The sequence below is a fragment of the Caballeronia sp. genome, assembly GCF_028292365.1.
In the GTDB taxonomy this organism is placed as follows: domain Bacteria; phylum Pseudomonadota; class Gammaproteobacteria; order Burkholderiales; family Burkholderiaceae; genus Caballeronia.
Window position 1 is genome coordinate 1 of the sequence record NZ_JAQGMM010000031.1, and the last position, 9361, is coordinate 9361.

Consider the following 9361-nt stretch of genomic DNA (forward strand, 5'->3'; position numbering starts at 1 on the left):
TGGCGGTGCGGGCGACGATCAGTTCGCGCAACGTGTCAGAGACGGGCATTAGTTGATGCACGCCCACTCGGCCACGATAACCAATGCCATGGCACGCGGCACACCCACCGGGCTCGAACGGTTTGAAGCCCGGCTCGAACTCCAGGTCGGAAGGCGAGCGACAAGCGTCGCAAAGCCGCCGCACTAGCCGTTGCGCTGTAACAAGCCTCAGCGCCGACGCCAGGTTGTACGGCGCAATGCCAATATCAATCAATCGTGCAATGGCTGCAGGCGTGTCATTGGTGTGCAGCGTGGACAGCACGAGATGGCCTGTTTGCGCAGCCTTCACGGCAACGTCGGCGGTTTCGGCGTCGCGAATTTCGCCGACCATGATCACATCCGGGTCTTGTCGCATGAACGCGCGCAGCGCGACCGCGAAAGTGAGGCCCGCTTTGTCGCGGACACTGACCTGGTTGATACCAGCAAGCTGGATTTCGGCGGGATCTTCGACGGAACAGACGTTGCGGGACTCCGCGTTGAGCATCTGCAGAAAGCAATACAGCGAGAGGGTTTTGCCGCTGCCGGTCGGACCGGTGACCAGCACGAGTCCGTGCGGTGCGTGGATCGCGGCTTTTATGATCTTCTGCTGATCGGGGGCAAGCCCCAACGCCGCCAGGGATAAATCCGCCGGCAGTGATTCCAGGCGGCGCAACACCAGTTTTTCGCCGAACAGGACCGGCAGCGAATTCACGCGATAGTCTTCCGGATTTCCGTTCGCCAGCGGCAAACGCAGACGTCCGTCCTGCGGCACGCGCCGCTCGGCAATGTCCATGCGTGCGAGCACTTTGATCCGCGTGATGAACGCGTCACGCAAATGCGGTGGCGGCTTGAGAAAGACGTGCAACGCACCGTCAATACGCAAACGAATGCGCCACTCGTGTTCGCCCGGCTCGACGTGAATATCGGATGCGCCGCGTGCAGCTGCTTCGCGCAGGGTATCGGTGAGCAACGCAACGGCGGGGGCGTTGTCGGCGTCGGGCGTTGCATCGGCCGGGCGAGCGGATAGCTGCGGCGGCGGCCGCGAAAACGTAACCGGGAGAGAGGACGGCATGGGCGTGGCTCGGTGAACGGATGCCCCGATCTTCTCCCTCCACACGCTTCATTCCAATTCGGTCGAATGGCTAACGCTTGGCAACGCTGAAAAAGCTGGCCGAACGGCTAACGCAGCCCGACAGGTGATGCGCGAAGGCGGAAACGGCGCAAGCTGGTGCGACCAGATGCCCAACGCGAAACCCGAGCTGCCCATGTTCCCAACTTCGTTGCTACCCCTGCTTTCTCAGCACCACGCCTTGCGGCCGGAATATTTTCACGGTGCGTATCGCCTGGTCGTCGCTGCGCATGACTTCAAAATGCACGCCGGCAATACGCACGCTCACGTCGCCGTCCGGAATCTCTTCCAGCGTCTCGAGAATCAGGCCGTTGAGTGTCTTTGGGCCGTCGGTGGGAAGCGTCAGCTTCAGCCAGCGGTTCAACTCGCGCAACGGCATGCTGCCCGCCACAATGCATTCGCCTTCCTCGTTCCAGCCGCCACGCGAACCGGCCCCGCGTGGAATGGTCGTGGTGAACTCGCCAATCAATTCTTCAATGATGTCTTCCGGCGTCACCAGTCCCTGCAGCTCGCCATATTCGTTCACCACAATCGCAATTCGATGCCGGCTCTCTTGAAAGAATTGCAGTTGCTGAAATACGGGCGTGCCTGCCGGGACGAAGTACGGTTCGGCCAACAGTTCGCGCAAGGTCTCGCGCTCGAATTCCTGGTTATGCAGTGCCGAGAGCGTCTTTCTCACGTGCAGAACACCCAGCACGCGGTCGATGTCGCCCTGATACACCACCAGCTTGTTGTGATAGCAAGTCTCGAGCTGATGCAGGATGGTGTCGAAGGGGGCATCGAAATCCAGTGCTTCAATCCGGCGGCGCGGGATCATCACGTCGTCGACGGTGATGTTCTCCAGATCGAACAGGTTCAGCAGGATGCTGCGGTGCTTGGTCGGCATGAAATTGCCCGACTCCAGCACGATGGTGCGCAATTCTTCCGTGGAAAGCCGCTGATCGCGGCCGCCTTTCGTGTTGATGTGCAGCACCTTCAGCACGCCGTTCGCAAACAGGTTGACGAACCAGACGGCCGGCCGGGCCACCCGCATCAGCGGCGACAAAACCAGACTGGCCGGGAGCGCAACCTTTTCCGGATAAGTCGCACCTACAATCTTCGGCGCAATCTCCGCAAACACAATGATCAAGAACGCGACAACCCCGGTCGTTATCGACAACACCAGATTGTTATGGCCAAAAGTGCGCAGCGCGATGGACGTGGTCAGTACCGGAATGATCGTGTTGATCAGATTGTTGCCAATCAGGATCACGCTCAGCAGTTGATCGGTTTTGGCGAGCAGGCCCTGCGTAACACGAGCGCGCAGCGAACCCTGGTTGGCGAGGTGTTTAAGCCGATGGCGATTGAGCGCCATCATCGACGTTTCGGAGATCGAGAAGAATGCGGAAAAAAACAGCAGCAGAAAAATGGCGCAGATTTGCGCCCATAAGGGAATGTGGTCCACGCGCGATCTGGAAAGGGAGGATGGGAAAGACTATAGCAGAGCAGAAAGCGATTGCTTCCCTTGCTCGACAGGCCTTCCGGACGATAGTTCGACCGGTCCCGTCCTCCCTTGGCGGTTACTGGCTACAGCTGAAACTCGCGGCTGAATTCACATCACCGCCGGCGTATTTTGGCCAGGTCGGGTAACGGCACAAAGGCCGCGACCGTCCGGCAGTCGCAGCGGTTGAGTCGGTGACGGTGAGTGTTTCCGGCGTGGTGCCGTTTTCCACCCATTGTTCCAGCGCGCCAAGCGAATCGACTTGCGGCAGGAACGGTCCGGTGCCGTGGCCCACGCCCGGCATCAGGTAGAAACGCACGAAACTATCGACGGAAGCCTGACCGAACTTCTGCACCAGCGCGTTGTAGTAGTCCACGGACGAATCCGTGCTGACGATTTCATCGGCGAGACCGTGGGTGATGATCGCTTTGCCACCCTTCGCGATGAACGCCGAGAGGTCGGGGTTGGTCGCATCGCTTTCAGCGGAGCCTTGCTGGACTTGCGCCAGGTACGCACCTGGATTCAGCGGATCGAAGGTGAGGGAGTTGAGCGTAGGGATACGCGTGATGAAGTACTTCACCCACTGGTCGCCGGTGACCCACTGGTTCGCGTCGTTCTTGCCGGCGGGGTTGGCTGGTGTTGGCGACGTGCCGAAGTTGCGCGTGGTGTACTGACCCGCGAACACGGAACCGGCGAGGATGTTGTACCCGGCGTAACGCGTGACGCCGTTCGCGAGCGGATAGGGCAGCACCATTGGCGAAGCAATGGTGTTCACAGTTGCGATCTGCGCGTCGGAAAGGCACGTATCTCCTGTGTCCTTGCCGGCCGGGCAGCGCAGGGCCGTGAGCACAGCGGGCGTTTGAAGCTTGCAGGCCGCGACGTTCGAGATGATGCCGTCGGCAACGCCATCGAGTGTGTCGCAGGTTTTCGTTACGGCGTTTTCGAGCAGCACGGTCTTGTTCACGTCGAGCCAGCCCGCGCCGCCATTCAGATAAAGCGCGCGGCCAAGCACAACGTTGGAAAGGCGCAGACCCGTGTAGTTAAGCGCGGGGCGGTTGACGACAATGCCGTCGTAGTCAGCCGGCCATCGCTGGATCACGGTGAGGCCGTCGCGGCCGCCGGTCGAGCTGCCGAAGAAATAGGTTTTCGTGGGTGCGGCGCCGTAGCGTGTCTTTAGCAGCAGCATGGCGACGTCGTGGGTTTTCTTCAGCGTCAGCCCGCCGTAGTTGGCGAGCGCTTCGTCGTTCGCGGCGAACGAGCCGTCTGTGATGCTTTTGCTTTGGTGACCGGAGTCGTCGCCGAAGGTCACGTAACCGCGGGCAAGCGGTGTCGACGAACCGGCAGGCGCCATGTCGAGTGCGGCAAGACCGGTGATGAGCGTGCCATCGAAACCGCCGCCGCCGTATTGCAGCGCCTTCTTGTTCCATGCCGTCGGCAAGTTCACTTCGAAGTTGATGTTTGGCGCGGTTGCATCGACGGGTGCAATGGTGCCGTTCACCTGGCAATACTCGCCGGATGTACTCGACGCCGCGACCAGTGTCGCGCTCGCCACTGTGGCGCCGTTGCTGGGCGCGCCTATCGACGTTGCTGCAATCTTGATCGCGCCGAGCGCCGCGCATGCCGCGGCGGACGAAACGGGCGGTGTAGGCGGCGGGCCGTCGTTATTTGACGATGAACCGCCGCAACCGGCCAGCGCAACGACGACAAAGGATGTGCCGCAAGCGGCGAGGGTGTTTTTCATCATGCTGTCTCCGTGTGTTTATTAACCACTGCTTGCATCGGACAAATGACCCAGAGGACCCAAATGACCCAAACGAACGCTTGCTGATAAACCGATAGAAAAAACGAACCACGCATCGTCCGGACGACATCAGTCCCGTCGCCAAGGCAATGTTCTTGAACGTCGTGATGGTTTGCGCTGTGTCTAGTCCGTCGCGCCGGCGGTCGATGAATCGACCACGCTTCCAAGCCGTTGTGCGTCGAATAACGCTCGCACGCCTTCGTGCGAACCGAGCATCGCTGCACCGTTGTGGCCTACGCCGGCGACTTCCAGACAGCGGTGTCCAAGCCCAGCGTGGCGGCCTTCGAGGTACGAGAAATAAGAACGCCCACGCGCGAGCCGATGAGACCCTTGCGCTGCTGCCGCACACGACCGGTCGAGCGCGTCGTGATGCGGATCACAATCCTGCTGACCGAGGAGATAGATAACGTCGCTCGCCGCATAACGTGTTTCGAGCGCATCGAATGACGCGGACGCTGCGTAGCGCGGCGCGCGCTGCACACCGTACTTCCAGTCATCCACTCCGGGGCATGCAGTGATATCGGCGGGACGCAGAACGCCGTCCGTGTAGGGGCGCATCGAATCAAAGTACACATACGACGATGGATTCGCGATCACGTACCGGCACCGCACGCCGGCCACGTTGCAACCAGCGCCCACGATCGCGTACCGGTGCGCGACCTGCGCGCCACCCGAATGCCCGGCGATCACCACGTCGCGCAGACCCGGATAACGAGCAAGATCCGCGAATTGCCCAATGAATGCATCGAGGACATCGAAGGAACTGAGCGGCGCGGGACCGAGTGCGTCCTCCCCACCCATCCATGAGGTCCATTCCCAGTGCAGCGTGTCGGCGGACAGACCGTGCTCGGCAATATCCGCAGTAGCCAGGAACTGCGGCACGAGCAGCAATGTATGGGCGGGATCGGTCGATGCCGCCGCCAGCGCACGTTGCGCCGAGAGCAGATAAGCATCGGCATCGCGCAACCGGCCGTGCAGCAGGATCACGATTCGCGAAATGTTTGCCGCATCTCGTTCTTTTATCGATCGATAAAACGGCACCGTACCCGCACCGCGCAACGTAATCACGCGCAGCCGTTCGTTGCCCACCGCGCTTACCGGGCGCTCATTGCGAGCTTTATGGGAGGAGTTCATTTCAATCCAGCGGGAGGGCATCGGGATCGCGGCGCAGACGTTGCCCGGAACGTGTCAACCCGACCAGTCCGAGCGACACGAAGCCCGCGAAGATCAGGTAATACGCCGGCACGATATTCGATCCGGTCACGGTGATCAGCGTGGAGACGGTCAACGGTGCAAGACCTCCGAACAGCGTCACCGCAATGTTGTACGAAAGCGCGACGCCGGTAGAGCGCGTGGCAGTGGGGAACAACTGCGTGAGCATGCCGGGATGCGGCCCGGACATCAGGCTCAGGACCACGGTCGCGACCATTTGCGCGGCGAAAACGCGGCCGGGCGTAGGGGATGCGAGCACCCATGCAAACAGCGGATACGCGATCACGACCCAGACAATCGTCACGGGAAAGAACAGCCGGTACGCGCCGATCCGGTCCGCGAGTTTCCCTGCGAGCGGATACCCCACTATGGAAACCAGCCCCGACACCGCCGTGCCGAACAACGCGTTCTTGAGCGGCAGGTGCAACTGACGCTCGACATACAGCGGCATGAACGTGTGCCACAAATAATTCGTTGCCGTTCCAACGATGATCACGCCCATCGCGCATAGCGACGCGTCGCCACGCTGCCGGAAAAAACCGCGAAGGGTCTGCCGCGGGGCGTGGCCGAGCCGTTCTCGCAACTCGACGAACTCGGGCGATTCCGCGACCTTGTGGCGGATATAAAACCCCACCGGCCCGACCAGCGCGCCGACCAGGAAAGGCACGCGCCAGCCCCACGACTCAAGCGACGCCCGGTCCAGATTCGATGTCAGGAAATAACCAAACGCCGACGAAAGCACGAGCGCCACCGCCTGCGATGTCATCTGGAAGCTGCCGAAGAACATCTTCTTGCCGCGCGGCGCATATTCCGTGAGCATCGCGGCGGCCGTGGCGAACTCGCCGCCAACCGATAAACCCTGCATGACGCGTGCAAGCAGCACCAGCAAAGGCGCAGCAATGCCGATGGTCGAATAGCCGGGCGTGAGGCCCATCAACAAGGTGCTGGCGGCCATCAACAAGATGAGCATGGAAAGCGTCTTGCGGCGCCCGACGCGGTCCGCATACGCACCGATGGCGATCCCGCCGAGCGGCCGCACGATGAATCCAACCGCAAACGTGCCGAGCGTGAGCGTCGTTGAAAGCGCGATGTTACCAACCGGGAAAAACACGTGCGCGATGATCTTCGCGAAGTAGCCGTAGATCAGGAAATCGAACCATTCCAGCCCATTGCCGATCACCGAAGCCAGCACGGCGCGGCGAATCTGCGCCTTGCTGAGCGACGCCAATGAAGCTGGCGCGTGGTCGGCCGAGTTGGGTGGGAAGGTGGTTTCCATATGTCTCCGGATTCGTGCATTTATGTGTATTTGAATCGAAGAGTACGAAACGCAGTGGCAAATGTAAAATACATATCGGATGGCAGTGCCATATCTATCACGTATGTGAGGCCTTCAGATGGAACTGCGTCACCTGCGGTACTTCCTCACCGTCGCTGAAGAGCGCCAGTTCACGCGGGCAGCTGCACGGCTGCATATTCAGCAACCGCCGTTGTCGCAGCAAATTCAGGAACTCGAGCGCGAACTGGGTTTTGCGCTATTCACGCGCTTGCCGCGCGGGGTGGAGCTGACATCGGCGGGCGCGGCTTTTGTCGTCGATGCCCGCGCCGTGCTCGACGCGCTCGATCAAGGCGTGGTCAATGCACGGCGCGTGGCGAACGGCCAACTCGGCTCCGTGCGGATCGCGCTGACGAGTTCGGCGGCATTCCACCCGCTTGCCACCGCCGCGATCCGCCGTTTTCGCGCGACGCATCCCGATATTGCCATCGACCTGAACGAGATCAACGCGGCTGACATCATCGAACGGATGATGAATGGACGCGTCGATGCAGGCATCTTGCGCAAGCCGATCGAGACACCCGCGGCGTTGCGCTTCGACCTGCTGCACGAGGAGCGCATGGTGCTCGTGCTGCCGGTCGGCCACAAACTGCTGCGAGCAAAAGGCGTGCGTCCGGGCAAACAGCCGCGTGTGCCGCTGAAGGCGCTCGCGGGCGAGTCGTTTATCTTCGTGCGACGGCCGGGCGCACCGGGTATGTACGCTGATTTCATCCGTGCGTGCGAGGCGGCGGGATTCAAGCCGGAAGCGGTGAGCGAAGTGCCGCGCATGCTCAGCGCCATCAATCTGGTGGCGGCGGGTGGCGGCATCACGCTCGTGCCGGCATCCATGCAGCGATACCAGCAGGAGACCGTGGTGTATTGCGCAGTTGCCGGCGACGAAGCGTTTTCCGCGCCGCTGCACCTTGTCACGCGACGCGACGCGGCGAATCCGGCCGCGTTGCAATTCGCTCAAGCGGTGCTCGCGTTTGTATCGCCGAAGGGCGCTGAATCCGCCGAACCCTTTCAACACGTCAGTTAACAAACCCTCCACAAACGCAAGTTCGCGTTTTCCCGCAGAATCGATGGAATAAACGGGCGCCGCGGTGCGTTTGGATCGTGTCGTCTGCAACTTGTCGCGCTTGAACACCCTGGCGCGGCACGTGGCAGAACTATCCAGCCGATCCCCATTTCCCGCACGGAGTTTCAATGTCCACGCAAGCTGCCAACGCGGTGTCAGACCCGCCACAAACCGAGACGTCGCTACGCTACACGCGCACCGCGATGGTCCTGCACTGGCTGATCGCCTTGCTGATTATCTGCAACGTCGTGCTGGGACTGACGGCGGAATCGTTTCCTGATTCCTGGATCCGTCCGATCGTCGATACCCATAAGTCCATCGGCATCACCGTTCTCGGTCTGGTGCTGCTGCGTATCTTGTGGCGCGTGTCGCATCGGCCGCCGCCGTTGCCGAAGGCGTTTCCGAAGTGGGAACACATGGCCGCTCATATCGCGCACTTCTTGCTATATCTGCTGATGATCGGCTTGCCGTTATCCGGCTGGCTGCATGACTCGGCCTGGAAAGACGCCGCCACGCATCCGATGCATCTCTTCGGTGTGATTCCATGGCCGCGCGTGGGGTTTGTGATGAACCTCGATCCGGCGCTGAAGGAATCGTTGCACGATCGTTTCGGCGCATTGCACGCGTGGCTCGGTTACGCGCTGTATGCACTTTTAGCGATGCACGTGGGCGGCGCGCTCAAGCATCAGTGGATCGACAAGAAGTCGGTGATCTCGCGGATGGTGCCGTAATGGATGTGAAACTTCACGCTGTACCCATGCGACCCAAAAAGACGTCGCCCCAACCGGATCCCATTGTGAAGCGAACTTTGGAAGAGGCGCTCGCGCAGGCGTCGCCGCGTTTGGCGCCGCGCCCGATCACGCTCGCGAGCGTGCTGATTCACGGCGGCGTGGTCGTGCTGTGGCTCGTGCTGTTCGCCCGCGCATTCTTCCTGCACGGCGTGGTCGCGTGGTCGACGGGCATTGCTTACGTCGTCTATGACACCTTGCTGCTGATGTTCGTCGCGGCGAAATCCTGGACGCTCGTCAAGCCGCCCAAGCCGCTTGACCGCAAGCAGCGCGAGCGCGCAATGCCCGCGCTCGGCGTGATCGTGGCGTCGCACAATGAAGCCGCCGTGCTGCCCAACACGCTCGCAAAGCTGCTCGGGCAAACGCACGGCGCGGCGCAAATCGTGATTGCTGACGATGGTTCTTCGGACGCCACGGCCGAGCTTCTCACGCAGCGTTTTGGTCTTGTCGCGCCAGCGGAGGGCGAGTTGAGTGCAGCGTCCACTTCGCATCCGACGCTCTTCTGGTTGCGCGTGGCGCATGGCGGCAAGGCGCGTGCGCTGA

8 protein-coding genes are annotated in these 9361 nt (G+C 61.3%); 3 read left to right on the plus strand and 5 right to left on the minus strand.

Features of this window, described 5'->3' with window-relative positions:
- The 5 genes from JWR14_RS01420 to JWR14_RS01440 all read right to left on the minus strand — a co-directional run.
- A partial coding sequence (locus tag JWR14_RS01420; protein ID WP_299700089.1) for a GspE/PulE family protein occupies positions 1 to 1090 on the minus strand: 1090 nt, incomplete at its 3' end.
- 211 nt (positions 1091 to 1301) lie between these two features.
- Complete coding sequence (locus JWR14_RS01425; protein WP_299700092.1) at positions 1302 to 2591, minus strand: HlyC/CorC family transporter; 1290 nt, start codon at positions 2589 to 2591, stop codon at positions 1302 to 1304.
- A 115-nt stretch (positions 2592 to 2706) separates the two neighbouring features.
- Complete coding sequence (locus tag JWR14_RS01430) at positions 2707 to 4371, minus strand: tannase/feruloyl esterase family alpha/beta hydrolase (protein WP_299700095.1); 1665 nt, start codon at positions 4369 to 4371, stop codon at positions 2707 to 2709.
- A gap of 180 nt (positions 4372 to 4551) precedes the next feature.
- Positions 4552 to 5562, minus strand: coding sequence for a hypothetical protein (locus tag JWR14_RS01435; protein WP_299700098.1), 1011 nt, complete (start codon positions 5560 to 5562; stop codon positions 4552 to 4554).
- A 1-nt stretch (position 5563) separates the two neighbouring features.
- Positions 5564 to 6916: an MFS transporter gene (locus JWR14_RS01440; protein ID WP_299700103.1), complete on the minus strand. Its 1353-nt coding sequence runs from the start codon at positions 6914 to 6916 to the stop codon at positions 5564 to 5566.
- Between the two features lie 118 nt (positions 6917 to 7034).
- On the opposite strand from JWR14_RS01440, the gene JWR14_RS01445 reads away from it, so the two are divergent.
- From JWR14_RS01445 to JWR14_RS01455, 3 genes are all read left to right on the plus strand, one after another.
- Positions 7035 to 7991, plus strand: coding sequence for a LysR family transcriptional regulator (locus JWR14_RS01445; RefSeq protein WP_299700106.1), 957 nt, complete (start codon positions 7035 to 7037; stop codon positions 7989 to 7991).
- A 167-nt stretch (positions 7992 to 8158) separates the two neighbouring features.
- Complete coding sequence (locus JWR14_RS01450) at positions 8159 to 8761, plus strand: cytochrome b (protein ID WP_299700109.1); 603 nt, start codon at positions 8159 to 8161, stop codon at positions 8759 to 8761.
- Between the two features lie 65 nt (positions 8762 to 8826).
- Positions 8827 to 9361 (plus strand): glycosyltransferase (locus JWR14_RS01455; protein ID WP_299700112.1); only part of this gene is annotated, 535 nt, incomplete at its 3' end.